The 25276-nt window shown below is 70.9% G+C and carries 22 protein-coding genes and 1 tRNA gene; 10 read left to right on the plus strand and 13 right to left on the minus strand.

Annotated features, from left to right (window positions below):
- Together IS481_RS11590 and IS481_RS11595 are read left to right on the plus strand one after the other, a co-directional pair.
- Positions 1-1377, plus strand: a complete 1377-nt coding sequence (locus tag IS481_RS11590) for a cytochrome ubiquinol oxidase subunit I (protein WP_104358504.1) — start codon at positions 1-3, stop codon at positions 1375-1377.
- Positions 1374-2369: a cytochrome d ubiquinol oxidase subunit II gene (locus IS481_RS11595; RefSeq protein ID WP_104358503.1), complete on the plus strand. Its 996-nt coding sequence runs from the start codon at positions 1374-1376 to the stop codon at positions 2367-2369. The genes IS481_RS11590 and IS481_RS11595 overlap by 4 nt, the downstream gene beginning before the upstream one ends.
- Before the next feature lie 36 nt (positions 2370-2405).
- Here IS481_RS11595 and IS481_RS11600 read toward each other — a convergent pair whose 3' ends face one another.
- Entirely contained in the window at positions 2406-3089 is a 684-nt protein-coding gene (locus tag IS481_RS11600) for an NMCC_0638 family (lipo)protein (RefSeq protein ID WP_104358502.1), read from the minus strand.
- Between the two features lie 14 nt (positions 3090-3103).
- On the minus strand, positions 3104-5743 hold the full coding sequence (gene alaS, locus IS481_RS11605) for an alanine--tRNA ligase (protein WP_104358501.1): 2640 nt from the start codon (positions 5741-5743) through the stop codon (positions 3104-3106).
- Positions 5744-5978: 235 nt separating this feature from the next.
- On the opposite strand from alaS, the gene IS481_RS11610 reads away from it, so the two are divergent.
- Positions 5979-7457 carry an NAD-dependent succinate-semialdehyde dehydrogenase gene (locus IS481_RS11610; protein WP_104358527.1) on the plus strand — a complete coding sequence of 493 codons (1479 nt, stop codon included), beginning with the start codon at positions 5979-5981 and terminating at the stop codon, positions 7455-7457.
- A 31-nt stretch (positions 7458-7488) separates the two neighbouring features.
- On the opposite strand, the gene IS481_RS11615 is transcribed toward IS481_RS11610, so the two are convergent.
- The 8 genes from IS481_RS11615 to IS481_RS11645 form a co-directional block, all read right to left on the minus strand.
- A complete protein-coding gene (locus tag IS481_RS11615; RefSeq protein ID WP_132763521.1) occupies positions 7489-8061 on the minus strand; it encodes a hypothetical protein in 573 nt (190 codons plus the stop codon).
- Positions 8051-8920, minus strand: coding sequence for a hypothetical protein (locus IS481_RS11620; RefSeq protein ID WP_104358499.1), 870 nt, complete (start codon positions 8918-8920; stop codon positions 8051-8053). The genes IS481_RS11615 and IS481_RS11620 overlap by 11 nt, the downstream gene beginning before the upstream one ends.
- Entirely contained in the window at positions 8899-9633 is a 735-nt protein-coding gene (locus tag IS481_RS11625; RefSeq protein WP_104358498.1) for a hypothetical protein, read from the minus strand. Before IS481_RS11625 ends, IS481_RS11620 begins: the two co-directional genes overlap by 22 nt.
- Positions 9634-9694: 61 nt before the next feature.
- Positions 9695-10117 (minus strand): GreA/GreB family elongation factor, encoded by a 423-nt coding sequence (locus IS481_RS11630; RefSeq protein ID WP_104358497.1) that lies wholly within the window; start codon positions 10115-10117, stop codon positions 9695-9697.
- Positions 10118-10225: 108 nt separating this feature from the next.
- Positions 10226-10357: a hypothetical protein gene (locus IS481_RS18480; protein WP_259371692.1), complete on the minus strand. Its 132-nt coding sequence runs from the start codon at positions 10355-10357 to the stop codon at positions 10226-10228.
- Positions 10358-10441: 84 nt separating this feature from the next.
- Positions 10442-10825: a diacylglycerol kinase gene (locus IS481_RS11635; protein WP_104358496.1), complete on the minus strand. Its 384-nt coding sequence runs from the start codon at positions 10823-10825 to the stop codon at positions 10442-10444.
- A complete protein-coding gene (locus IS481_RS11640) occupies positions 10822-12429 on the minus strand; it encodes a phosphoethanolamine transferase (RefSeq protein ID WP_170067483.1) in 1608 nt (535 codons plus the stop codon). Before IS481_RS11640 ends, IS481_RS11635 begins: the two co-directional genes overlap by 4 nt.
- A gap of 376 nt (positions 12430-12805) precedes the next feature.
- Positions 12806-12879, minus strand: a tRNA-Gly gene (locus IS481_RS11645).
- Between the two features lie 39 nt (positions 12880-12918).
- Between IS481_RS11645 and trmB the strand changes: the two genes are divergently transcribed.
- Positions 12919-13644, plus strand: a complete 726-nt coding sequence (gene trmB, locus IS481_RS11650) for a tRNA (guanosine(46)-N7)-methyltransferase TrmB (protein ID WP_104358494.1) — start codon at positions 12919-12921, stop codon at positions 13642-13644.
- Between the two features lie 16 nt (positions 13645-13660).
- On the opposite strand, the gene IS481_RS11655 is transcribed toward trmB, so the two are convergent.
- Complete coding sequence (locus IS481_RS11655; protein WP_104358493.1) at positions 13661-14524, minus strand: undecaprenyl-diphosphate phosphatase; 864 nt, start codon at positions 14522-14524, stop codon at positions 13661-13663.
- A gap of 177 nt (positions 14525-14701) precedes the next feature.
- On the opposite strand from IS481_RS11655, the gene IS481_RS11660 reads away from it, so the two are divergent.
- The 6 genes from IS481_RS11660 to IS481_RS11685 all read left to right on the plus strand — a co-directional run bounded on the left by IS481_RS11660 (position 14702) and on the right by IS481_RS11685 (position 22382).
- Positions 14702-15373 carry a TetR/AcrR family transcriptional regulator gene (locus tag IS481_RS11660; RefSeq protein ID WP_194963298.1) on the plus strand — a complete coding sequence of 224 codons (672 nt, stop codon included), beginning with the start codon at positions 14702-14704 and terminating at the stop codon, positions 15371-15373.
- A gap of 44 nt (positions 15374-15417) precedes the next feature.
- Positions 15418-16560, plus strand: coding sequence for an efflux RND transporter periplasmic adaptor subunit (locus tag IS481_RS11665; protein WP_104358492.1), 1143 nt, complete (start codon positions 15418-15420; stop codon positions 16558-16560).
- 15 nt (positions 16561-16575) lie between these two features.
- A complete protein-coding gene (locus tag IS481_RS11670) occupies positions 16576-19770 on the plus strand; it encodes an efflux RND transporter permease subunit (protein ID WP_104358491.1) in 3195 nt (1064 codons plus the stop codon).
- Positions 19771-19818: 48 nt separating this feature from the next.
- Entirely contained in the window at positions 19819-20484 is a 666-nt protein-coding gene (locus IS481_RS11675) for a protein-L-isoaspartate O-methyltransferase family protein (RefSeq protein ID WP_104358525.1), read from the plus strand.
- Positions 20485-20632: 148 nt separating this feature from the next.
- A complete protein-coding gene (locus IS481_RS11680; protein WP_419186831.1) occupies positions 20633-20971 on the plus strand; it encodes a rhodanese-like domain-containing protein in 339 nt (112 codons plus the stop codon).
- A 109-nt stretch (positions 20972-21080) separates the two neighbouring features.
- Complete coding sequence (locus tag IS481_RS11685) at positions 21081-22382, plus strand: TolC family outer membrane protein (RefSeq protein WP_104358489.1); 1302 nt, start codon at positions 21081-21083, stop codon at positions 22380-22382.
- Here the strand turns inward: IS481_RS11685 and waaA are convergent.
- Together waaA and IS481_RS11695 are read right to left on the minus strand one after the other, a co-directional pair.
- Positions 22360-23658: a lipid IV(A) 3-deoxy-D-manno-octulosonic acid transferase gene (waaA, locus tag IS481_RS11690; protein ID WP_104358488.1), complete on the minus strand. Its 1299-nt coding sequence runs from the start codon at positions 23656-23658 to the stop codon at positions 22360-22362. The genes IS481_RS11685 and waaA overlap by 23 nt on opposite strands.
- A gap of 131 nt (positions 23659-23789) precedes the next feature.
- The gene (locus IS481_RS11695; RefSeq protein ID WP_104358487.1) at positions 23790-25181 is read right to left on the minus strand and encodes a phosphomannomutase/phosphoglucomutase; all 1392 of its coding nucleotides are present in this window, start codon (positions 25179-25181) and stop codon (positions 23790-23792) included.
- Between the last annotated feature and the right edge of the window lie 95 nt (positions 25182-25276).

Raw genomic sequence — 25276 nt, forward strand, 5'->3', positions numbered from 1 at the left:
ATGGACGCCCTGTTGCTGGCCCGCATCCAGTTCGCGGCCAACATCACCTTCCACATCCTGTTCCCGACCATCAGCATCGCGCTGGGCTGGACCCTGCTGTTCTTCCGCTGGCGCTGGCTGCGGACCCAGGCCACCGGCTGGCTCACCGCGTACCGCTTCTGGACCAAGGTCTTCGCGCTGACCTTCGCGCTCGGCGTGGTCTCGGGCATCACGATGAGCTTCCAGTTCGGCACCAACTGGCCGGGCTTCATGGAGCGCGCCGGCAACATCGCCGGCCCGCTGCTCGGCTACGAGGTGCTGACCGCGTTCTTCCTCGAGGCCACCTTCCTCGGCGTGATGCTGTTCGGCCACGGCAAGGTCTCCGAGCGCATGCACCTGATCGCGACCTTCCTGGTGGCCTTCGGCACCACGCTGTCGGCGTTCTGGATCCTGAGCCTGAACTCCTGGATGCAGACGCCTGCCGGCTACGAGCTGGTCAACGGGGAGGTGCACGTGCGCTCGTGGGTCGAGGCGGTGTTCAACCCCTCGTTCCCGTACCGGCTCGCGCACATGCTGCTCGCCTCGGGGCTGACGGTGGCATTCCTGGTGGCCGGCGTGAGTGCCTGGCAGGTGCTGCGCGGCACGGCCAACCGTTCCACGCCGCTGGCGCTGCGCACCGGCCTGACGCTGGGCGCGGTGCTGATCCCGCTGCAGATCCTGGCCGGCGACCTGCACGGGCTGAACACGCTCGAACACCAGCCGCAGAAGATCGCCGCGATGGAAGGCATCTGGCAGACCGAACGCGGTGCCCCGCTGCTGCTGTTCGCGGTGCCCGACGAGGCCGAGCGGGCCAACCACTACGCGGTCGCCATCCCGCGCGGCGCGAGCTGGATCCTGACCCACCGCAGTGACGGCGAGCTCAAGGGGCTGGACGAGTTCCCCGGCGAGCATCCCCCCGTGGCGCCGCTGTTCTATGGCTTTCGCGTGATGGTCGGCGTCGGCGTGCTGATGCTCGCGGTCAGCTGGACGGGCTGGTGGATCGCCCGCCGCCGCGGCTGGGTGGCCGAGCGGCTGCCGCGGCCCCTGCTGTGGTCGCTGGCGGCGATGAGCTTCTCCGGCTGGGTGGCCACGGTCGCCGGCTGGTACGTCACCGAGATCGGCCGCCAGCCCTACATCGTGTTCGGCGTGCTGCGCACCGCCGAGGTCGCCTCCACGGTGCCTCCGCCGATGATCGGGCTGACGCTCGCCGCGTACCTGGTCGTCTATGCCGTGCTGATCGTCGCCTACGTCGGGGTGCTGCGCTACCTGGCCGAAAAACCCGAGGAAGCCTTGCTGCCCGACGCCCCTCGTGCCGGTGCCCGTACGGCCGTGGCAGCCGCCCAAAGGAGCCCCGCATGAACGCCGAAACGCTGCTGCCCGTGATCTTCATGGCCGTCATGGGCCTGGCCCTGCTGGCCTACGTGGTGCTCGACGGCTACGACCTCGGCGTGGGGATGCTGATGCACCGCGCCAACGACGCCGAGAAGGACACCATGGTCGCCTCGATCGGCCCGTTCTGGGACGCCAACGAAACCTGGCTGGTGCTCGGTGTCGGCCTGCTGCTGATCGCCTTCCCCAAGGCCCAGGGCGTGGTGCTGACCGCGCTGTACCTGCCCACCGCGGCAATGCTGATCGGGCTGATCCTGCGCGGCGTCGCGTTCGACTTCCGCGTCAAGGCGCGCGCGCACCACAAGCCGCTGTGGGACCGCGCCTTCATGGCCGGCTCGGCGATCGCCGCGCTGGCGCAGGGCTGGATGCTGGGGCGCTACGTCACCGGCTTTGCCGACGGGGCGCTGGCCACGGGGTTCGCCGCCGCGATCGCGCTGACCCTGCCGGCGGCCTACGTGATGCTCGGTGCCACCTGGCTGGTCATGAAGACCGACGGCGCACTCCAGGCCAAGGCGGTGCGCTGGGCCAAGCTGGCCTGGGCGCCGATGGTGGCCGGCATCGTGCTGATCTCGCTGGCCACGCCGCTGGTCAGCGCCACGGTGCGCGAGCGCTGGTTCAGCATGCCCGGCATCATCGCGCTGCTGCCGATCCCGCTGACCACCGCCGTCGCGCTGGTGGCCGCGCGCCTGCTGCTGAACTCCTCGCGCATCCTCGGCAAGGACTGCTGGGCGCCGTTCGCGCTGGTCGTCGGGGTGTTCGTGCTGAGCTTCTTCGGCCTGGCCTACAGCCTGTACCCGTACGTCGTGATGGACCGCATCACGATCTGGCAGGCCGCCAGCGCTCCCGCCTCGCTGGCAGTGATCCTGATCGGCACGGCGATCTCGGTGCCGGCCATCATCGTCTACACGGTGTTCGCCTACCGGGTGTTCTGGGGCAAGACCGGCGAGCTGCGCTACGCGTGAACGGAATATGGCCCCGCGGGGCCTTATTCCTTGCCGTCAACGTGCCGGCATGCCGTCCGGGTCGTAGCGCGACGTGCGCGCCACCGGGGCGAGGTGGAAGGCCTGCACGCCGGGCTGTTCGGTCAGGGTGGTGACGGCGTCGATGCCGAAGTCCTGGTAGCCGCCGGCGCGGCGGTAGCGCCACTGCAGCTGGCGGCGCCAGGTGCCACCGCGCTCGATGTGCCGCTCCAGCGTCTTCTCCAGCCGCCCGGTGCGGCCGGCCAGCTCGCCCAGGGCGCGCAACAGCGCCTGGTGGGTGGCCGGGCCCACGGCGCCCTCGGCCCAGACGATGCAGCGCCCGCCGGACATGGCCACGAGGTAGACCGGCGCGGCATTGCCCGGCATCAGGAACACCGAGCCGGCGCGCCCGTCGAGCAGGGTCTGTGCCTCGGACGACAGCGGATCGCGCGGCAGGTAGCCTTCGGAGATCGCCCAGTCGACCACCGCGGTCAGGTCGCCCTCGTGGGCGATGCAGCCCTCCACGAAGGCGCGTGCCACCGCCTCCGGAGCGGGCGGCGCGATGGCGTAGACCACGCCCGGCGGCTGGTCGAGCGTGCGTGCCTGGATCACGCCGGGCGGCGACACCGGCTGGGTCTGCGCCACGGGTTCGGAGTCCTGCGCGGCCGCCGCGGCCATCCAGGCCGCCGCCAGCGCCGCCGACAGTCGCCGGATCGCGCCCACGGGTCGCCCTCCGGTCAGAGCCGCTCGGCGACCCAGCCCTGCACCGACGCCAGGGCCGCGCCGAGCTTCGATGCATCGGTGCCGCCGGCCATCGCCATGTCGGGCTTGCCGCCGCCCTTGCCGCCCACCTGCTGGGCGACGAAGTTGACCAGCTCGCCGGCCTTGACCTGGCCGGTGCGGTCGCTCGTGACGCCGGCGGCCAGCTGCACCTTGCCGCCGTCGACCGAGGCCAGCACGATGGCCGCGCTCTTGAGCTTGTCCTTGAGCTTGTCCATGGTCTCGCGCAGGGTCTTGGCGTCGGCGCCTTCCAGCGTGGCGGCCAGCACCTTGACGCCCTTGACCTCGACGGCCTGGCTGACCAGCTCGTCGCCCTGGGCCGACGCCAGCTTGCCCTTGAGCGCGGCGACTTCCTTCTCCAGGCTGCGCACCTGCTCGAGCACCTGCGAGAGGCGCGCGGCCAGCTCCGAAGGCGCGGCCTTGAGCGCGCCGGCGGCCTGGGTGACGGTGGATTCGAGCGACTGCAGGTAGGCCAGCGCGTTGTCGCCGGTCACCGCCTCGACGCGGCGGATGCCCGCGGCGACGCCGCTTTCGGCGACGATCTTGAACAGGCCGATGTCGCCGGTGCGGCGCACGTGCGTGCCACCGCACAGCTCGCGGCTGGAGCCGATGTCGAGCACGCGCACCACGTCGCCGTACTTCTCGCCGAACAGCATCATCGCGCCCAGCTTCTGGGCTTCCTCGATCGGCATCACGCGCGCCTGGGTGTCGGCATTGGCCAGGATCTCGGCGTTGACCAGCGCCTCGATGCGGCGGATCTGCTCGTCGGTCAGCGGCGCGTTGTGCGAGAAGTCGAAGCGGGTGCGCTCGGGCGTCACCAGCGAGCCCTTCTGCTGCACGTGCGAGCCGAGCACCTCGCGCAGCGCCTTGTGCATCAGGTGGGTCGCGCTGTGGTTGCGCATCGTGCGGGCGCGCTTCTCGCCGTCGACGCGCGCGTTGATGGTGTCGCCGACCTTGATCTCGCCCTCGACCACGCGGCCGTGGTGGCCGTACACGTCGGCCTGGATCTTCTGGGTGTCCTCGACCAAGAAGCGGCTGGTGTTGTTGCGCAGCTCGCCAGTGTCGCCCACCTGGCCGCCCGACTCGGCGTAGAAGGGGGTGTGGTCGAGCACGATCACGGCATCGTCGCCGGCGCGCGCGGACGTCGCCGCGGTGCCGTCGACGTACACCGCGACCACCTTGCAGCCTTCATGCACCAGCGCGTCGTAGCCGTGGAAGGTGGTCGGCACGCCGCTGTACTCCAGGCCCTGCGCCATCTTGAACTTGCCGGCCGCGCGCGCCTGCTCGCGCTGGCGCGCCATCGCGGCGTCGAAGCCGGCCGCATCCACCGTCACGCCGCGCTCGCGGCAGACGTCGGCGGTCAGGTCCAGCGGGAAGCCGTAGGTGTCGTGCAGCTTGAACGCGGTCTCGCCGTCCAGCTCGGTCTTGCCCGACCGGGCCAGCGCGGCCAGCGCCGACTCCAGGATCTCCATGCCGTTGGCGATGGTCTGGAAGAAGCGCTCCTCTTCCTGCTTCAGCACCTCGGTGATGCGCTCCTGCTGCTGGCGCAGCTCGGGGTAGGCGTCACCCATCTCGCGCACCAGCGCCGCCACCAGCTTGTGGAAGAACGGCGTGCGCGCGCCCAGCTTGTAGCCGTGGCGGATCGCGCGGCGGCAGATGCGGCGCAGCACGTAGCCGCGGCCCTCGTTGCCGGGGATGACGCCGTCGGCCACGGTGAACGAGCAGGCGCGGATGTGGTCGGCGATGACCTTCAGCGACGGCGAGGCCGGATCGACGCCCTGCGCGCCGGAGGACTCGACCGCCTGGCGCGCCGCGGCCAGCAGGTTCACGAACAGGTCGATCTCGTAGTTCGAGTGCACGCCCTGCAGCACCGCCGCGACCCGCTCCAGGCCCATGCCGGTGTCGACGCTGGGCTTGGGCAGCGGGTGCATCTGGCCGTCTTCGGTGCGATTGAACTGCATGAAGACGAGGTTCCAGATCTCGATGTAGCGGTCGCCGTCCTCGTCCGGGCTGCCCGGGGGGCCGCCGGCCACTTCCGGGCCGTGGTCGTAGAAGATCTCGGTGCACGGGCCGCAGGGGCCGGTGTCGCCCATCATCCAGAAGTTGTCCGAGGCGTAGCGCGCCCCCTTGTTGTCGCCGATGCGCACGATGCGCTCGACCGGCACGCCCACCTCCTTGCTCCAGATCTCGTAGGCCTCGTCGTCCTCGGCGTAGACGGTCACCCACAGGCGCTCGGGCGGCAGCTTGAAGTGGCGGGTCAGCAGCTCCCAGGCGTAGGTGATCGCGTCCTTCTTGAAGTAGTCGCCGAAGCTGAAGTTGCCCAGCATCTCGAAGAAGGTGTGGTGCCGCGCGGTGTAGCCGACGTTCTCCAGGTCGTTGTGCTTGCCGCCGGCGCGGATGCACTTCTGCGCCGTGGTCGCACGGCTGTAGGGCCGCTTGTCGAAGCCGAGGAACACGTCCTTGAACTGGTTCATCCCGGCGTTGGTGAACAGCAGGGTCGGGTCGTCCCCCGGCACCACCGGGCTGGATGCGACGATCTGGTGGCCCTTGGACTCGAAGAACTTCAGGAACGTCTGGCGGATCTCGGCGGCTTTCATCCGGATGTCTTTCTGGCTCGCGCGCCCTGCCCTGGTCGCAGAAGCGGCATGAATGCTGGCTTTGACGAAGGAAGCTTTCCAGCTCTGGCGAAGCTTTCCATTATAGGTGGGGTGCCTGCGGAAGACCCGGCCGGCAAGGCGGTGGCACGCAGGCGACAGGTGCCGCCCGGCGCCGCCCTTTATGATGGTTTTCACGCTTTTTTCCGTCCTGCATCCCGCCGAGGAGCCCGCGAACATGGACATGAAGACCTCCCCGCTGGCCAGCCTGAAAGACCCTGGCCTGCTCAAGACCGACGCGCTGATCAACGGCGCCTGGGTGGCCGGCACCCGGCGCTTTGCCGTGCACGACCCGGCCACCGGGCTGAAGCTGGCCGAGGTGGCCAACCTGGGGGCGGCCGAGGCCGAACAGGCGATCGCCGACGCCGACCGGGCCTGGGCCGGCTGGCGCGCGCAGACCGCCAAGGCGCGCGCGGCGATCCTGATGAAGTGGTTCCACCTGCTGCGCGAGCACGCCGAGGACCTGGCGCGCATCATGACCGCCGAGCAGGGCAAGCCGCTGGCCGAGGCCCGCGGCGAGGTCGCCTACGCGGCCAGCTTCATCGAGTGGTTCGCCGAGGAGGCCAAGCGCGTCTACGGCGAGACCATCCCGACCACCGACCCGAACAAGCGCTACGTCGTCATCAAGCAGCCGATCGGCGTGTGCGCGGCGATCACGCCGTGGAACTTCCCGATCGCGATGATCACCCGCAAGGTCGCCCCGGCGCTGGCCGCCGGCTGCCCGGTGGTGATCAAGCCGGCCGAGCAGACGCCGCTGTCGGCGCTGGCCACGGCCGAGCTGGCGGTGCGTGCCGGCATCCCGCCCGGGGTGCTGAACGTGGTCACGGCCGACGCCGAAGGCTCGGTCGAGGTCGGGAAGGTCATGTGCGCCAGCGACACCGTGCGGCACCTGTCGTTCACCGGCTCGACCGAGGTCGGCCGCATCCTGATGCAGCAGTGCGCGCCGACCATCAAGAAGCTGTCGCTGGAGCTGGGCGGCAACGCGCCCTTCATCGTGTTCGACGACGCCGACCTCGACAGCGCGGTCGAGGGCGCGATGCAGAGCAAGTACCGCAACGCCGGGCAGACCTGCGTCTGCGCCAACCGCATCTATGCCCAGGACGGCATCTACGAGGCGTTCGTCGCGAAGCTGGCCGAGAAGGCCAAGGCCTTGCGCGTGGGCAACGGCTTCGAGGACGGCGTGCAGCAGGGCCCGCTGATCGACGACAACGCGATCGCCAAGGTCGAGCGCCACGTGGCCGATGCCGTCGGCAAGGGCGCGCGCGTGCTCACCGGCGGCAAGCGCCTGCAGGGCCGCTTCTTCGAGCCCACCGTGCTGGCCGACGTGACGCCCGACATGCTGTGCTCGCGCGAGGAGACCTTCGGCCCGGTGGCCCCGGTGATCCGCTTCAGGACCGAGGAGGAAGTGATCGCGCTGGCCAACGACACCGAGTTCGGGCTGGCGAGCTACTTCTACAGCCGCGACATCGGTCGCATCTTCCGCGTCGGCGAGGCGCTCGAGTACGGCATGGTCGGGATCAACACCGGACTGGTCGCGGTGGCCGAGGTGCCGTTCGGCGGCGTCAAGCAGTCCGGCCTGGGCCGCGAGGGTTCGCACCACGGCATGGACGACTACGTCGAGATCAAGTACCTGTGCCTGGGCGACATCCAGAAGTGAGCCCCGGGGGCGCCGCGCTGCGCCCCTGCCCTCAGCCCTGGCGCCGCAGGCCCTGGCGCGGCGCCTCGAACAGCGCCTCGAGCGGATAGCGCGGGCCGTGCAGCATCATGCGCACCGCCAGCTGCGCCTTCTGCGCCTCGCTCAGTTCCGTGCCGAGGTAGCGCATCGAGCGGCGCTCGACCCACACATAGCCATGCGCGTAGCGACGCGTCAGCGCCTGCCACAGGCGCCCCGCGGCCGGCGACTGGCGTGCACTGCTGACCAGGCACACGCCGCTGTCCAGCGCGCAGCCATACACCCAGCTGGCCAGCCCGAAGCCGCGGTAGGCGCGCCGCAGCTTCGCGTGCGGCACCTCCACCGCCGCGCTGCTGCGCCGCGGCCGCGAGGACTGGAACGAGAACACGCCCACGACGCTGTCCAGCCGCGCGTCCTTCAGGTAGACGAAGCGGTGCTCCGGCGTCTCGCGCGCGAGCCAGCTGACGTCGCAGACGATGGTCGGCCGCCACGCGTCCCCGGCCAGCAGCCCGGCTTCGAGCAGGCGGGCCTGCGCGTCGCGCAGGTCGCGCTCGACCATCGCGTCGGTGTAATGGACGTCAAACCTCATGGGACAGCGGGTACCAGATGCCGCTGAGCAGCGCGGCCGGGCGTCGCGGGCAGGTGACGCGCCCGCTGTGTTCCCAGTCGGCCTCGCGGGCGCTCAGCCCCGCGTAGATGCCGTAGCCCTCGCCGGCGCGCACTTCGCCGCCGGCCAGCAGGCTCTCGCCCACCTGGATCGCGCGCCCGCCGATCACGTCGCCGGTGGCCTTGATGCCCCAGCCGACCACCAGCGCCTCGCGGCACACCAGCGAGCCCTTGCACAGCACGCCGTGGCCAACGCGCAGGCTGCGCGCGACCTCGCTGTCCTCGCCCAGGTACAGGCCCTTGGCCGCCTCGACGTGGCCGCCCGCCTGCAGCCCGCCGCCGACATGCGCCTGGTCCGCGACGACCAGGTCGCCGGCCAGCTCCAGCGACGCGGCCACGCGCAGCGAGCCACCGCAGTGCAGCGACGCCGCGCGCACCGACATGCCGGCCTTCAACGCGGCGCAGCGGATCTCGCCTGCGGCCTGCACCGCACCGCCGCACTCGAGCGCCTCGCGCACGTGCAGCTCGCCGCCGCAGCGCACGCCACCGCCCGCGAGCAAGCGGCCGCCGACGCAGATCGTCCCGGTGACGTCGACGTTGCCCCTGACGCGCACCGTGCCGGGGAACACCAGCGTGTCGTCGTACAGCTCGTCGACGTCGAGCACGTCGTCGGTCGGGCCGAACTGCGAGAGCAGCCACACCGCGTCACCCGGCCGGCCGTCCTCGACCAGGGCCTGCATGAGTTCCAGGTATGACGCGTCATGCCGGCCGCTGCGCAGGTACCAGCGGTAGCCGGCCGCGCAGGGGCGCTTGGCGCGGATCAGATCGGGCGAGATGTCCATCGTGACCTCACTGGCCAGGCAGCGGCGCACGCTTCGCGCCGCTGCAGGGGTATCGTCAACACGTCGGCCCCGGCGCTGCGCAGCAGGTGGCGCAGGCGGGCCGCAGGAAACGGGCGGCGCCAGCTGAACGGCAGCCTCCCGGGCACGATCAGCAGCTGCGGCCGCAGCCGCGCCGCATGGCCGCGCAGGGCCTCGAAGAAGTCGCCGGCGGTACGCTGGTGCACGCGCACCGCCCCGTCGGGCAGGCGCGCCGCGCGCCGCACGCGCGCCTCGAGGCGCTCGCGCCGCGCGCGCAGGTGGTCGAGCAGGGCCGACAGCGACAGGCCCGCCAGCTGCATCGCCTTGAGCTCGGCCTCGTCGACCAGCTGCAGCACGCACAGCTCGCGCAGCGACGCCACGCGCAACGCGGCCTCGACGTCGAGCGCCCCGCCCTGCGCCGGCAACACCATCAACGCGCGCTGCGGCGCAGGCCGGCCGTCCTGCACGCGCCCGTGCAGCACCGGGCAGGTCGCCGCCGCCGCGAACGCCGCAGCGCGTTCCAGCGTCGCCGGCGCTCCGACAACCACCAGGGCCAGTGCGTCGCCGGTCGTCGCCGGCGTGCGTGCGGCGTCGACCACCTGCAGCTCGCAGCCCAGGGCCTGCGCCAGCTGCCGGCCCCGGACCACCGCCTGCCGCCCGTGCGGCGGCGCGGCCCACGCCAGGATGCGTGCCATCTCGTTCCTCCCGTCGGATGCGGACCGGAACGCGGGCCCGTTGCCGGGCCCGCGCCGTTCCTCACACGGCGTAGTCGCCGGCCGATTCGGGCTGGTAGACCATGCGCAGCACCTTGGCCGAGTGCTCGCGCTGGTCCGGCCCGGTCCAGGTGATGACCTGGCCGACGCGCGCACCGAGCAGGCTCAGGCCCAGCGGCGTGAGCACCGAGATGCAGCCGCTGTCGGGGTCGGCTTCGGAGGGGTAGACGAGGCAGAGGTTGATCTCGCCAATGCCGGGCCGCTCGACGATGACGCGCGAGCGCATCGTCACGATGTCGGGGTCGACCTGGGTGGCATCGACCACCCGGGCGAAGTCGAGCAGCTCGCGCGCGGTCTCGGCCAAGCCGGCCGGCAGGCTCGCCGCGAAGCGCGGCTTGAACAGCAGCGAGGACAATCGGGCGTGGTCCAGCCCGGTGAGAAGACGCTCTTGCGCCAGCACTTCCATGTCGCACTCCAGCAAGCGGGAACGATGGCCGCAATGGGCCAGGGGCGCTATGGATGCCCGGCGACCTGGAGAGAGAGTTAGCGCTGCGGGTGGGGATGGTCGCCGGGCTCAGGGATGTGCGGCGAGCACGGGAGCCTGGGTGGCGACACGCGCGCGCGAAGGCGCGCACCACCAGCCGCGCGCCTGCACCTGGACGGGCAGCGCCTGCATGGGCAGGAAGGACAGCGGGTGGTTCGACATGGCCGCCAGTGTAGGCAAGCCCCACCGGCGGGGCAAGCCGGGCGGCTCAATAAGCTTGCGCGGCAGTGCGGATTGGGCGCGGGGTCAGGACAGGCGCGCCCACAGCGCCAGGCCCCAGACCAGGCCGCACAGCACCAGCGCCACCAGCACCGCGGCGCTGCCCAGGTCCTTGGCGCGCTTGGACAGCTCGTGGTGCTCGTAGGAGATGCGGTCGATGGCCGCCTCCAGCCCCGAGTTGAGCAGCTCGACGATCAGCACCAGCAGCAGCGAGCCGAGCAGCAGCACGAGCTCCTTCCAGTCACCCGCCAGCCAGCACGCCAGCGGCGCGAGCACCAGCGCGGCCAGCACCTCCTGGCGGAACGCGCTCTCGTCCCGGAATGCCACCTTCAGCCCGGCCATCGAATGGCCCAGCGCATGGACGAGGCGAGGCAGGCCGACGCGGCCCTTGTGGGGATTGACGACGCTCATAGTGCACTGCGCTCCTGCCGGCAGGGGCTGACCAGGTCCCGGTCCGCGACGTAGCGCGTGGTCTCGACGCGCAGCAGCCCCAGCATCGAATGGAACAGGTGGTCGTGGCTCGCGGGCTGGCTGGCGCGCCGGCGCAGGCAGGCCTCGTCCAGGCCCTGCCAGCCGCGCACGCCGCTGCCGCCCAGCCACCAGATCATCGGCACGGCCAGCTGCTCCCGTGGCGCGATGGCGTACGGCATGCCGTGCAGGTACAGCCCCTTCTCGCCCAGCGACTCGCCGTGGTCGGACACGTAGATCATGCCGACGTCGTAGCGCGCTTCCTGCGCGGCCAGCATGTCGATGACCGAGGCGATCAGGTGGTCGGTGTAGAGGATGGCGTTGTCGTAGGCGTTGACGATCTCGTCGCGGCTGCAGTCGCGCAGCTCCACCTTGGTGCACTCGGGCTGGAAGCGGGCGAACTCGCGGGGATAGCGCTTCGCGTACGCCGGGCCGTGGTTGCCCAGCTGGTGCAGCACGACGACGGTATCGCGCGGCGGCGCGCCTTCGGCGACCTGGATCAGCTTGCCCAGCTCCTCGACCAGCAGGCCGTCGAGGCAGCGGCTGCCCTCGCACAGCGGCGAGACGATCCGCTCGTCGCTGAACCGGCGGTACTCGACGCCCGTGCACACCCGCTTGCAGCCGCTCTGGTTGTCGAGCCAGACCACGCGCATGCCCACGCGCGCCAGCAGCTGGACCAGCGACTCGCTGGCACGTGCGCGCGCCTTGCTGTAGCCGGCACGCCCCAGCGAGGAGAACATGCACGGCAGCGACACCTCGGTGGAGGTGCCGCAGGCCTCGGTCTGCGGGAAGTTGATGACCGGGCGCTTCGCAAGCTCGGGGTTGGTCTCGCGCTCGTAGCCGTTGAGCGAGAAGTTCATCGCGCGCGCCGTCTCCCCGACGATCAGCACGAGCAGCCGGGGCTTCTGGTCCGGCGCGGGGTCGGCCAGGCGCGCCGGCGCCAGCGGCTCGGGCGTGCGGGTCGCCTCGCGCAGGTCCTCGACCAGCACGCGCGCCGTCGAATAGACCACGTTGCCCGGCGAGATCCGGTAGCGCAGCTCCTTCTGGTTGCGCATCGTCGACGAGAAGTCCTGGAAGCCGAGCAGCAGCGCGGCCACGCCGACGGCACTGACGCCCAGCAGCGCCATCGCCCGTGCCCCCAGCGCCTGGCGCCAGGGCCGCTCGCGCAGCGGCACGCGCCAGATGAGCGCGGCCACGACCAGCGCGACCGCGACGTTGGCCAGCAGCCAGGGCGAAATCAGCTCGGACGCCTCGGCGACGTCGGTGCGCAGCGTGTTGCGCAGCATCGGCGGATCGAGCACCACGCCGTACTGCCGCATCATGTGCTGCGCCACCGCGGTGACCACCACCAGCAGGACGAGCAACGGCCGCACCGTCCGGCGGGTGCCCAGCAGCAGCAGCGGCACCACGTGCAGCCAGGCGATCGCCAGCGCCGCAGCCACGGTGAACTTCCACGTGGATGCCTCGGCGAAGCTGCGCCCGGCGAGCGTGGCGTGCCAGAACGGCAGGTTGCCGAAGATCACCAGCAGCGCGACCACGACGAGCACGAGGCGCTCGACGGACCAGGCGGTCGGTGCGGTGGCGGGGGGGTTCCGGGAATTCCAGTCTGCTTTGCTTGCGCGACCTTGCAACAACCAACTCATCGACGACGTACTACCAGGCAGAGTTCGCGGGCAAGGATCGCTGCGGGGTCGCCAGGGTCATGCCCAGGCCCCATCGCCAGGCCGACTGCAGCCGCTCGGGGAGGAGAAAGGAGGGGAGGAAAAGGCAGGAAGAAACTCGGGCGGCGGACCTTTGTGCCAAAAAAGATCGCTGAAGGCGGTACTGCTGGCAAGCCTCAGCGGCGGCCCGCGCTAAGCAGGGTCGTCAGGACGCTGCGGCGTCGCCCAGGAGAAGCAACGCTGCAACGGCCCGGGAAACCTCTGGAGCGGGTGAAGGGAATCGAACCCTCGTATCAAGCTTGGGAAGCTGGCGTTCTACCATTGAACTACACCCGCATGCGGCGGCAATTATAGAGACGGGCACAATGCGCGTCCATGGCACAAGAGCACGAAAAAACCCCGAACGAGGCCGCCGCCGCGCCGGCCCGAGTCGAGCATCCGCGCACGATCCGCAGCTACGTGATGCGGGCCGGTCGCACCACCGAAGGCCAGGCCCGCGCGCTCGCGACGCTGGGGCCGCGCTTCATCCTGCCCTACCGCGAAGCGCCGCTCGATTTCGCCGCCGTCTTCGGTCGCCAGGCCCCGGTGATCCTGGAGATCGGCTTCGGCATGGGCGATGCCACCGCGCACATTGCCGCGCTGCAGCCGCAGCATGACTTCATCGGCTGCGAGGTCCACGAACCGGGTGTGGGCGCCCTGCTCAAGCACATCGGCGAGCAGGGGCTCACCAACCTGCGCATCGTGCAGCACGACGCGGTCGAGGTGCTGCAGCACATGATCCCGCCCGCCTCGCTGGCCGGCGTGCACATCTTCTTCCCCGACCCCTGGCACAAGAAGCGCCACCACAAGCGCCGGCTGATCCAGCCGCCCTTCGTCGCGCAGCTGGTCACGCGCCTGGCACCGGGCGGCTACCTGCACTGCGCGACCGACTGGGAGCCCTACGCCCAGCAGATGCTGGAGGTGCTGTCAGCCTGCCCCGAGCTGCAGAACACCGCAGCCGGCTTCGCGCCGCGGCCGGCGTACCGGCCGCAGACCAAGTTCGAGAAGCGCGGCCTGCGTCTCGGCCACGGGGTGTGGGACCTGGTGTTCCGGCGCGTCTGACCCGGCGCGGGCCGGCTCAGCCCTGCCCGTGCCACTCGATCCAGCCGGTCCAGGCGGTCAGCAGGATCAGCGCACCGAACACCAGCCGGTACCACGCGAACGGCACGAAGTCGTGGCTGGAGACATAGCGGATCAGCCAGCGGATGCACAGCAGGGCACTGACGAACGACAGCACGGTGCCGACCGTGAACATCGGCACGTCGCCCCAGCTGAGCAGGTCGCGCTGCTTCCACAGCGAGTAGACGCCTGCGCCGGTCAGCGTGGGAATGCCGAGGAAGAAGCTGAACTCGGTGGCGGCCTTGCGCGAGAAGCCCAGCACGATGGCGCCCATGATGGTCGCGCCCGAGCGGCTGGTGCCGGGGATCAGCGCGAAGCACTGCAGCAGCCCGACCTTCAGGGCATCCAGCGCGGTCATGTCGTCGACGGTCTCGACGCGCGCCAGGCGTGCGCCTTCCAGGTCGCGCTCGCCGTACAGGTGCCGGTGCCGGCGCTCGATCCACAGGATGACGAAGCCGCCGGCGATCAGGGCGACCGCCACCGGCACCGGGTAGAACAGGTGCTCCTTGATCCAGCCGCCGAACAGCAGCCCGACGGCCACCGCCGGCAGGAAGGCGATCACCACGTTGGCCGCGAAGCGCCGCGCCCGCAGGTCATGGCCGATGCCCCGCACGGTGGCGGCCAGCCGCGCGCGGTACTCCCAGACCACCGCCAGCATGGCGCCGGTCTGGATCGCGATGTCGAACACCTTGACGGTGTCGCCGGTGAAGTCGAGCAGCGAGGACGCGAGGATCAGGTGGCCGGTGGAGGAAATGGGCAGGAACTCGGTGAGTCCTTCGACGATGCCCATCACGGCAGCCTTCAACAGCAGAACGATGTCCAAACCGACCCCTCTCGTGCAAGACGCGGGCATGATACCGAGCGGTCGGCGCCAGACCGTTGCGCTTCGCAACCGCCCGCCCGGGTAGGGGGGTCGCCCCGCCCGGGGCTTGACAGCCGCTTCCTTGACCCGTTCGCCCCCCGGAGATACATTACTGACCAGTCAGTCATTTATTTCCCCATGTTGTCCACCTCCCCTGCTCCCGCGCCCGCCGAACCGGGGCCGTCGCGCCGCCGGCGCAAGGAAGCCCGTCCGCAGGAGCTGCTGGATGCAGCGCTGGACCTGTTCGTCGAGAAGGGCTTTGCCGCCACCAAGATGGACGACGTCGCCGCGCGGGCAGGCGTCTCCAAGGGCACGGTCTACCTGTACTTCCCGAGCAAGGAAGAACTGCTCAAGGCGGTGATCCGCCACAACCTGACGCTGACGATCTCGCAGGTCGACGACCTGGTCGACCAGTTCGAGGGCTCCACCGCCGACCTGATGCGCCTGGCCGCGGCCACCTGGTGGGAGCAGGTCGGCGCCACGCAGGCGTCCGGCATCTTCAAGCTGATCATCACCGAGGTGCGCAACTTCCCCGACCTGGCCGCCTTCTATGCGCAGGAAGTCATCGAGCCGGGCGAGCGCCTGCTGGTGCGCCTGCTGCAGCGCGGCGTGGACCGCGGCGAGTTCCGCACCACCCCGAACCCGCTGGACACGGCGCATTCGCTGATCTTTCCGCTGCTGATGCTGTGCCTGCACAAGCACTCGATCGGCGCCTGCCCCTCGGCGGACGCCATCGTGCACGATCCGCGGCGCTTCATCGACAATCACCTCGACCTGATGCTGCAGGGCCTCTTGGCACGCACCGCCTGACCCGCCCCCCTCGCCGCAGCCCCCATGACCACGGAGACAAGACCTTGAAACGCGCGTTGAAATGGGCGTTGCCCCTGCTGCTGATCCTGCTGCTGGCGCTGCTGGTCGGGCGCGGCCTGTCGGCCCGCAAGGCCGAGCAGGTCCAGGCGGCGGTGCCGCGCGCCCAGCCGACGCTGGACCTCGCCGCGACCGACGTGATCGAGGTGCAAAGGCAATCGCTGGTGCGCACGCTGGCGATCTCCGGCGAGGTCAAGGCGGTGCAGACGGCGGTGGTCAAGGCCAAGGTCGCCGCCGAGGTGCGCGAGCTGAGCGTGCGCGAGGGCGACACCGTCCGCGCCGGGCAGGTGCTGGGCCGCCTGGACGACACCGAATACGCCGCGCGGCTGCGCCAGGCGCGCGAGCAGGCGGCTTCGGCGCAGGCGCAGCTGGACATCGCCGAGCGCACGCTGGCCAACAACCGCGCACTGGTCGAGCAGGGCTTCATCTCGAAGAACGCCCTGGACACCTCGGTCTCCAACGCCGCGGCGGCACGCGCGTCGCTGCTGGCCGCGCAGGCGAACATCGACCTGGCGCGCAAGGCCATGGAGGACACGGTGCTGCGCGCACCGATCGCCGGGCAGGTCGCCCAGCGCCTGGTGCAGCCGGGCGAGCGCGTCGCCGTGGACACCAAGCTGCTCGAGGTGGTGGACCTGTCCGAGATCGAGCTGGCCGCGGCGCTCGCGCCCGAGGACGTCGGTGCGGTGCGCATCGGGCAGCAGGCCCTGCTGAAGGTCGACGGCCTGGCCGAGCCGGTGCGCGCCAGGGTGGCGCGCATCAACCCCGGCACCCAGCCCGGCACGCGCGCGGTGATGGTCTATTTCGCGGTCGAGGCGCACCCGGACCTGCGCCACGGGCTGTTCGCGACCGGCACGCTGGAGCTGGAACGCCAGGAAGCGGTCGCGATCCCCGAATCGGCAGTACGGCTGGACCAGCCCCTGCCCTACGTGCTCGTGGTGGCCGACGGGCGCGTCTTGCAGCGGCCGGTCACGCTGGGCGCGCGCGGCTCCACCGAGGCCGGCGGCCCGCCGCTGGTGATCGTGACCGAAGGCCTGCAGGCGGGCGAGCGCATCCTGGCCGGCAGCGTCGGCCTGGTGCGCGACGGCACCCCGGTCAAGCTGACGGCCGTGGCGCCGGCCTCCAGCCACTGACGCGCGGCACCGGCCATGTGGTTCACCCGCGTCTCGATCGCCAACCCCGTGCTCGCCACGATGGTGATGCTCGCCTTCGTGGTCCTCGGGGTGTTCTCGTACCAGCGGCTCAAGGTCGACCAGTTCCCGGACATCGAGTTCCCGATCGTCGTGGTGCAGGTCGACTACCCCGGCGCCTCGCCGGAGATCGTCGAGACCGAGGTCAGCAAGAAGATCGAGGAGGCGGTCAACTCGATCGCCGGCATCAACGAGCTGTACTCGCGCTCCTATGACGGCAGCTCGGTGGTCATCATCCAGTTCAACCTCGATGTCGACGGCCGCAAGGCCGCCGAGGACGTGCGCGAGAAGATCGCCGCGATCCGCCCGACGCTGCGCGACGAGGTCGAGGAGCCGCGCGTGCTGCGCTTCGACCCGGCCTCGCGCCCGATCTACACGCTGGCGCTGACGTCCCCCGACGGCTCGCGCAGCCCGGTGGACCTGACCACCTACGCCGACCAGGTGGTCAAGAAGCGGCTCGAGAACGTGCGCGGCGTCGGCTCGGTGACGCTGGTGGGCGGCGTCAAGCGCGAGATCAACATCTACCTGCGCCCCGACGCGATGGAGGCGCTGGGCGTCAGCGTCGACCAGGTCATCAGCGCGGTGCGCACCGAGAACCAGGACCTGCCTGCCGGCGCGCTGCGCTCGCTCGAGAGCGAGCGCGTGGTGCAGGTCACCGGGCGCCTGCAGCGGCCCGAGGACTTCAAGCAGATCGTCGTCGCGCGCAAGGTGGCCAACGGCAGCATCGTGCCGGTGAAGCTGTGGCAGGTCGCCGACGTGGTCGACGGCCCGCAGGAGCTCGAGAGCCTGGCGCTCTACAACGGCCAGCGCACGCTGGCACTGGACGTGCTCAAGGCCCAGGGCGAGAACACCATCGACGTGGTCGACGGCCTGAACGCCGTGGTCGAGGCGTTGCGGCCCGAACTGCCGCCCGGCATGGCGGTCGAGGTGGTGCGCGACAACGCGCGCCCGATCCGCGTCGCGGTCCAGAACGTGCGCCAGACGCTGATCGAGGGCGCGGTGCTGACGGTGCTGATCGTCTTCCTGTTCCTCAACTCGTGGCGCTCGACGGTCATCACCGGCCTGACCCTGCCGATCGCGCTGATCGGCACCTTCCTGTTCATGTACTGGTTCGGCTTCTCGATCAACATGATCACGCTGATGGCGCTGAGCCTGTGCGTGGGCCTGCTGATCGACGACGCCATCGTCGTGCGCGAGAACATCGTGCGCCATGCCCAGATGGGCAAGGATGCGCGCCAGGCGGCGCTGGACGGCACGCAGGAGATCGGACTGGCGGTGCTGGCCACCACGCTGTCCATCGTCGCGGTGTTCCTGCCTATCGGCTTCATGGGCGGCATCATCGGCCGCTTCTTCCACCAGTTCGGCATCACCATCGTCGCGGCGGTGCTGATCTCGATGTTCGTCAGCTTCACGCTGGACCCGATGCTCTCCAGCGTCTGGCACGACCCGGCGGTGCACGGCGGCAGCGGCGGCAAGCCGGCATCGCTGTACGACCGCACGCTGGGGCGGCTGACCGCCGCGGTGGACCGCTTCTCGCACTGGCTGGGCGAGGTCTACCAGCACATCCTCGGCTGGTCGCTGAAGCACAAGGCCGCCACGCTCGGCATCGCGCTCGCCACCCTGGTGGCCAGCTTCGCGCTGGTTCCGGTGCTGGGCACCGAGTTCGTGCCCAAGGCCGACTTCTCGGAGACCACCGTCAGCTTCTACACGCCGGCCGGCTCGTCGATCGAGGTCACCGAGGCCAAGGCGCGCCAGGTCGACGCCATCCTGCGCGAGTACCCCGAGGTGCGCTACACGCTGATGACGATCAACACCGGTGCCGCCCAGGGGAAGAACTACGCGACCGCCTACGTGCGCCTGGTCGACCGCGACCAGCGCACGCGCGACGTGGACCGCATGTCGGTGGAGCTGCGCGAGCGCCTGGCGCGCGTGCCGGGCATCACGGTCACCCACGTCGGCCTGCTCGACCCGGTGGGCGGGCAGAAACCCATCTCGCTGTCGATCCAGGGCACCGACCTGCAGGAGCTGCAGCGCCTGACCCGCGACCTGCTCGCCCGGCTGCGCGAGATCCCCGGGCTGGTCGACATCGACACCTCCATGAAGGACGACAAGCCGACGGTGGACGTCAACGTCCGCCGCGAGGCGGCCGCCGACCTGGGCTTGGGCGTGGGCAGCATCACCGCGACGCTGCGCGCGCTGGTGGCGGGCGAGACCACCGGCAACTGGCGCGCTGCCGACGACCAGAGCTACGACGTCAAGGTGCGGCTGCGCCCCGACTCGCGCCAGGCCCTGGCCGACATCGCGCGCCTGGGCCTGACGGTGCCGGCGGCCGACGGCAGCACGCGCATCGTGCGGCTGTCGCAGGTGGCCGACGTGGTGCCCTCCTCCGGGCCGACGCAGATCAACCGGCGCGACCTCAGCCGCGAGGTCGAGATCACCGCGAACGTCTCGGGCCGCTCGCTCGGCGAGGTCTCGGCCGACATCCGCCGCGTGCTGGCGGAACAGGCCTTCCCGCCCGGCTACCGCTCGCGCTTCGGCGGCTCCACCAAGGACATGCAGGAATCGTTCGGCTACGCGCTGTCGGCGCTGGCGCTGGCGGTGATCTTCATCTACATGATCCTCGCCTCGCAGTTCAAGAGCTTCCTGCAGCCCATCGCGCTGATGTCCTCGCTGCCGCTGACGCTGATCGGCGTGGTGCTGATCCTGCTGCTGTTCCGCTCCTCGCTGAACCTGTTCTCGATCATCGGCGTGATCATGCTGATGGGCCTGGTGACCAAGAACGCGATCCTGCTGGTCGACTTCGCCAACCGCGCCCGCGAAGGCCACAGCGCCGAGGGGCTGGACGGGCGGCAACTCGACCGCGAGGCGGCCCTGCTGATGGCCGCCCGGGTGCGCCTGCGTCCGATCATGATGACGACGCTGGCGATGGTGTTCGGCATGGTGCCGCTGGCCTTCGCGCTGACCGAAGGCTCGGAGCAGCGCGCGCCGATGGGCCAGGCGGTGATCGGCGGGGTGATCACCTCGTCGCTGCTGACCCTGGTCGTGGTGCCGGTCGTCTACTGCTACCTGGACGACCTGGGCACCTGGCTCAAGCGCAAGCTCGGGGGCCGCGGGGCGCCTGCCGCACAGGTTCTGACAGGTGAGGCGAAATAAAATGCTCGTTTTCCCTTCCTGCTCCCATCCTCCAGGACGGTCCACATGATGAACATCGAAAAAGCTCGCTTCAACATGATCGAACAGCAGATCCGCCCCTGGGAGGTGCTGGATCAGTCGGTGCTGTCGCTGCTGGCTGCGGTCAAGCGCGAGGAGTTCGTCCCTGCGGCCTACCGCTCGATGGCCTTCATGGACCTGTGCGTGCCGCTGGCCGACGGCGGCTCGCAGGGCCGCTGCATGCTGGAACCCAAGGTCGAGGCCCGCATCCTGCAGGAACTGCACGTGCAGCCGCACGAGAAGGTGCTCGAGATCGGCGCCGGCTCGGGCTACATGGCCGCCCTGCTGGGCCGCAAGGCGCAGCGCGTGCTGACGCTGGAGATCGACGCCGAGCTGGCGAGGATGGCCACCGACAACCTCAAGCGCGCCGGCATCGGCAACGTCGAGGTGCGCCATGCCGACGGCTCGCGCGGGCCACAGGCCGACGGCCCGTTCGACGTCATCGTCGCCTCCGGCTCGGTGGCCACCGTGCCGCAGGTGCTGCTGGACCAGCTCAAGGTCGGCGGCCGCCTGGCGGCCATCGTCGGGACGGAACCGATCATGCGCGCGGTGGTCGTCACCCGCGTGGACGAGCACGCCTTCCGCACCGTCGAGATCTTCGACACGGTCGCGCCGCGGCTGCTCGGCTTCGAAGAGCCGCCCAAGTTCAAGTTCTGATGCACCGCCCCCGACCCGTCCCCCACGTGGGCTCCGCCGGGGGCACCCTCCTCCTGGCATTCCCGCCTGCGGCGCCCGGCCTGCGCGGCCCCGCCCGCCGCGGCGATGCCTGCCGCCGACAGCCCTGAGACGAACGAGGTCCACGATGCTGCGCCAGCTCACCGCTCACGAGGTCCGGGACCTGCTCGCCACGGCTGCCGGCGACGACGCGCCGCAGCTGCTGGACGTGCGCGAACCCTGGGAGGTGGCTGTCGCGGCCATCGATCCCGGCCGCGCCACCGCCCTGCACATCCCGATGCAGGAGATCCCCGCGCGGCAGTCCGAGATCGATCCCGAGCGCACCGTCGTCTGCGTCTGTCACCACGGCATGCGCAGCCTGCATGTGGCGCACTACCTTGCACGGCAGGGCTACGACGACGTCGTCAACCTGCACGGCGGCATCGACGCCTGGTCGCAGCAGGTCGACCCCGGCGTGCCGCGATACTGAGTTCCGCCCGTCCCGAGACCTCCGCGAAATGCAACAACAAGGAAGCACCATGTTCGAGCGCGTCCAACCGCCCTCCTCCCGTCCCGCCCGCCCATGGTCGAGCCGCGTGATGCGGTCCGTGGCAGGGGGCCTCGTCGCCCTGCTGGCAGCCGGTGCGGTGCAGGCGCAGAGCCTGCTGGAGGTCTACAACGCGGCGCGCAACTACGACGCCACCTACCTGGCCGCGCGCGCCGAGGCCGAGTCGGCCCAGTACGCCGCCGAGCAGGCCTATGCGCTGCGCCGCCCGAGCGTCGGGCTGTCCGCCGGTATCAGCCGCAGCGAGACCGATCCGCCGGTGGGCAACGACCGCGAGACCACCACCCGCCAGGCCGCGCTGCAGGCCACCCAGCCGCTCTTCAACCGCGCCAACGGCGTCAGCATCGAGCAGGCCGAGCGTGCGCTGGAGATCGCCCGCGCCCGGCTGGAGACCGCCGAGCAGGACCTGATCGTGCGCGTCGCGCAGGCCTACTTCAACGTGCTCGCCGCGCGCGACACGCTGGCTTCGGCGCAGGCCAACAAGGCGGCCATCTCCGAACAGCTGGCCTCGGCCAAGCGCAACTTCGAGGTCGGCACCGCGACCATCACCGACACCCGCGAGGCGCAGGCCCGCTTCGACCTGGCCACCGCGCAGGAGATCGCGGCGCAGAACAACCTGGAGATCGCCCAGGCGGCGCTGAACCAGCTGGTCGGCCGCAACGACGTCGACCCGCGCCCGCTGGCCGCGCCGGTCTCGCTGCCCTCGCTGGCGGCCGGCACCGAACAGGACTGGGTGCAGCGCAGCGAGAACGCACCCGGCGTGCGCCAGGCCGCGCTCGCCCTGCAGATCGCCGAGCTGGAGACCGAAAAGGCCCGCGCCGGGCACCTGCCCACGCTGGACCTGGTCGGCGAGGTAGGTCGCAGCAGCGTGACCAGCAACAACCCCCAGCAGCCCTCGGGCCACTACGGCAGCACCAGCGTCGGCGTGCAGCTGCGCCTGCCGCTGTTCGCCGGCTTCGCGGTGCAGAACCGCGTGCGCGAGACCCTGGCCCTGGAAGAAAAGTCCCGCAACGAGCTGGACGCGGCGCGCCGCCAGGTGGCGCTGGCCACGCGCCAGGCGTACTCCAGCGTGCAGTCGGGCCTGGCCCAGGTGCGCGCGCTGGAAGCGGCCGAAGCGTCGAGCAAGCTGGCGCTGGAAGCCACCCAGCTCGGCTACAAGGTCGGCGTGCGCGTGAACCTGGACGTGCTCAACGCCCAGACCCAGCTGTTCAACACGCAAAGCGAGCTGGCCCAGGCGCGCTACAACGTGCTGGTCGGCAGCCTGCGCCTGCGCCAGGCCGCCGGCGTCCTGGCCCCGGACGACCTCGCGCCGATCAACGCGCTGCTGGCGCCCTGAGGCGCGGCGCGACCAGCGCCGCGATGCGCTGCGCCATCGTGCGCGCGGCGCCGCGGTGGGCGGTGGCGAAAGCGACCGCCTGCCGCGACATTGCCTCGCGCTCGGCAGGTGCAGCCACCAGCGCGCAGGCCAGCGGCACCGCTTGCTCCAGGTCCGCCACCCGGCGCGCCGCCCCCGCCTCCAGCGACAGCTCGGCCGCCTCGGCAAAGTTGAAGGTGTGCGGGCCCATCACCACGGGGCAGCCGCAGGCGGCCGCCTCGATCAGGTTCTGGCCGCCCAGCGGCGCGAAGCTGCCGCCCAGCAGGGCCACGTCGGCCGCCGCGTAGTAGGCCGGCATCTCCCCGATCGAGTCGCCCAGCCAGACGTCCGCGTCCGCGGACGGCGGGGCGGTCTCGCTGCGCCGTGCAAGCCGCAGGCCGGCCGCACGCACCTGCTGCGCCACCTCGTCGAAGCGTTGCGGATGCCGCGGCACCAGCAGCAGCAGCGGCCGCGGCGCAGACCGCACCTGCCAGGCCGCGAGCAACGGCGCCTCCTCCCCTTCGCGGGTGCTGGCCGCCAGCACCACCGCCCGCTCGCCCAGCGCGGCGCGCCACCGGCGGCCGCGCTCGAGCAGCTCGGGCGCGGGGCTCATGTCGAACTTCAGGTTGCCGCAGACCTCGACCTGCGCGGCGCCGGCCGCGCGCAGCCGTGCGGCATCGCCCGGCGTCTGCGCCAGCACGAGGTCGATCGCCTCGACGGCCGGGCGCATCAGCGCGGCGAGCCGCTGCCCGCGGCGCAGGCTCTTCTCGCTCAGCCGCGCATTGGCCAGCACCATCGGCACGCCGGCCGCGCGCGCGGCGTGCAGCAGGTTGGGCCAGACCTCGGTTTCCATCAGCACGCCGACCGCCGGCCGGAACTGCGCGAAGAAGCGCCGCACCGCCGCCGGCGTGTCGTACGGCAGCCAGGTCTGCACGTCGCCGGGCTGCAGCAGGGCCTGCCCGGCCTCGCGGCCGGTGGCCGTGCCATGGGTCAGCAGCAGCCGCATGCCGGGCAGCTGCTCGCGCAGCGCGGCCACCAGGCTGGCGGCCGCGCGCGTCTCGCCCAGCGAGACCCCGTGCACCCAGACCCAGCCCTGCGAGGGCGGCTGCGGGTAACGGCCCAGCCGTTCGGCGATCGCATGGCGGTACGGCGGCTCCTCCCGCCCGCGCCACCACAGCTTGAGCAGGTAGGCTGGCGTCAGCAGCGACAGCAGCAGGGAATAGGCGTGACGGGCCACGCCGTGGCGCACCGCGCTCAAGCGGGACCTCCGGCGCGCCAGGGCGCAAGGAAAGCGGCCACGACGGGGCCGCGCACGGGCATCGGGAAACGGGAAAGCACGGCGCGATTGTCCACGAAACCGCCCCGCGGTCCGCGGCCTGCCGGGCCGCTTCAGTGGGCGCTGGCGCCCACCTGTGCGTCGGGCTTGACCGCACGCAGCGCGGCCAGGAACTGCATCTCGATGCGCTCCAGCGCCGCCTGGGTGTGCCCTTCGAAGCGCAGCACCAGCACCGGCGTCGTGTTGGACGCACGCACCAGCCCGAAACCGTCGTCGTACTCGGCACGGATGCCGTCGATCGTGACGATCTCCTTCGCCCCTTCGAAGCGCGCGCCCTGCTCCACGCGCCGGCGCAGTTCCTCGATCACCCGGTGGTGCTCCCCCTCGGCGCAGGGGACGTTGAGTTCGGGCGTGCTGAAGCTGGTCGGCAGCGCGTCGAGCACCGCGCTCGCGTCGGCGTGGCGCGATAGGATCTCGAGCAGGCGTGCCGCGGTGTAGGTCGCGTCGTCGAAGCCGTACCAGCGCTCCTGGAAGAAGATGTGCCCGCTCATCTCCCCGGCGACCGGCGCACCGGTCTCCTTGAGCTTGGCCTTGACCAGCGAGTGCCCGGTCTTCCACATCAGCGGCACGCCGCCGGCCTCGCGGATCACCGAGGCCAGGCGCTGGGTGCACTTGACGTCGTAGATCACCGTCGCCCCCGGATGGCGCGCCAGGATGTCCTGCGCGAACAGCATCAGCTGGCGGTCGGGGTAGATGATGTTGCCGTCGCGCGTGACCACGCCGAGGCGGTCGCCGTCGCCGTCGAAGGCCAGGCCCAGTTCGGCGCCGCTGTCCTTGACGGTGCGGATGAGCTCGGCCAGGTTCTCCGGCTTGGACGGGTCCGGGTGGTGGTTGGGGAAGTCGCCGTCGACCTCGGAGTACAGCTCGATCACCTCGCAGCCCAGCGCGCGCAGGATGCCGGGCGCCGAGGCACCGGGGATGCCGTTGCCCGAGTCGACGACGACCTTCATCGGGCGCGCCAGCTTCACGTCGCCGGTGATGCGGTCGCTGTATTCCTGCAGCACGTCGAGCCGGGTCAGCCCGCCCGCGCCGCTGGCGTAGTCCTCGCGCTCGATGCGCTGGCGCAGCGCCTGGATCTCCTCACCGTGGATCGCGCGGCCGGCCAGCACCATCTTGAAGCCGTTGTAGTCCTTCGGGTTGTGGCTGCCGGTCACCTGGATGCCGCAGCGGCAGCGGGTCGCCGCCACGTAGTAGGTCATCGGCGTGGTCACGGCCCCGAGCTCGATGACGTCGACGCCGGTGCTGCGCAAGCCGCGGATCAGCGCAGCCGCCAGCGCCGGGCCGGACAGCCGGCCGTCCCGGCCCACCGCCACCGTCGTTTCGCCGGCCGCGCGGGCCTCGGTGCCGAAGGCACGTCCGAGGTGTTCGGCGACGGTTTCGTCCAGCGTCTGCCCGACGATGCCGCGTACGTCGTAAGCCTTGAAGATCGATGCAGTGACTTTCACGACTGAGTGTTCCCCTGAATCTGTTGCGGTTGACCGTGGGGCATTGTAGGGAGCGCCTGCGCGCTCCTTGTGTCTGCAACGGTTACCGTCCCCGC

The organism is Caldimonas thermodepolymerans (assembly GCF_015476235.1).
Lineage (GTDB): Bacteria > Pseudomonadota > Gammaproteobacteria > Burkholderiales > Burkholderiaceae_C > Caldimonas > Caldimonas thermodepolymerans.